General features: G+C 51.5%; 1 pseudogene. It reads left to right on the top strand.

From position 1 onward, the window contains the following. Positions 1 to 181 precede the first annotated feature (181 nt). Positions 182 to 952 (top strand): annotated as a pseudogene (yghX, locus tag ASG68_RS21495) (YghX family hydrolase); the annotation flags it as partial. Between the last annotated feature and the right edge of the window lie 96 nt (positions 953 to 1,048).

The following is a 1,048-nucleotide window of genomic DNA, read 5'->3' as shown; positions in this document are numbered from 1 at the left end:
TCGACATGGGAGTAGGTGCGTTTCATTGCAGCTTCCTTGCGATTGACAACCCATCGGTATCATTCGCAAGTCGCACTTCATCATTGAACCCACCCGGCTACATTCTTGAGTTTCATAAGGATAATTATGGAACTGAAAAGCTTTACACGAACATATTTTAAGATTTCTGTGCGATAGCGCGATCGGACTTGAGCACAATCAGCGTTTCTCTAAGGGGAGCGATACGGCTCGATTGACTGCAAAAGACTTTCCTCAAGAATTGCTCGAACTCTATGATTTCTATGCTCATGGAAAAATCACTAAGCGTGAATTTCTCGACCGCGCCACGAAATTCGCAGTCGGAGGGGTAACGGCAGCAACGCTAGTTGCTACCCTTTCTCCCAATTATGCCTTGGCGCAACAAGTGGAGTTTACCGATCCAGACATTGTAGCTGAATACATCACGTATCCGTCGGCTCGAGGCCATACGCGGATACCTGGTCAAGCCGGCCAGGCTGGAGGGCAAACTCCCAAGTGTTGTTGTCGTTCACGAAAACCGTGGTCTCAACCCCTATATTGAGGATGTTGCACGCCGTCTCGCCAAAGCGGGCTTTATCGCTCTCGCTCCCGACGGACTTTCTTCAGTCGGTGGGTATCCAGGTAATGACGAAAAAGGCCGGGAACTGCAGTCGCAAGTCGATCCACAGAAGCTGATGAACGACTTCTTTGCAGCGATCGAATTAATGATGAAACACGAGCAGGCGAGTGGCAAAGTCGGCATCACCGGGTTTTGCTACGGCGGCGGTGTTTCCAACGCCCAGCAGTGGCTTATCCAGAGCTTGGAGCTGCAGTACCCTTTTACGGCCGACAGCCTCCTGCCGATGATGTTGCCCGAATAAAGGCACCGCTCTTGATACACTATGCCGAGCTGGACACCCGGATTAACGAAGGGTGGCCCGCTTACGAAGACGCTGAACTGCCCCCCATTTCGACCGGACAGTCGGCATAAGCAGAAAGGCTCAAGCACAGGCTTGAGGACAGGCTTATGTCTAACGAGTATCGACACGTT

It is taken from the genome of Rhizobium sp. Leaf453, from assembly GCF_001425605.1.
Taxonomy (GTDB): domain Bacteria; phylum Pseudomonadota; class Alphaproteobacteria; order Rhizobiales; family Rhizobiaceae; genus Pararhizobium.
This window is presented reverse-complemented; position numbering and strand designations above follow the sequence as displayed.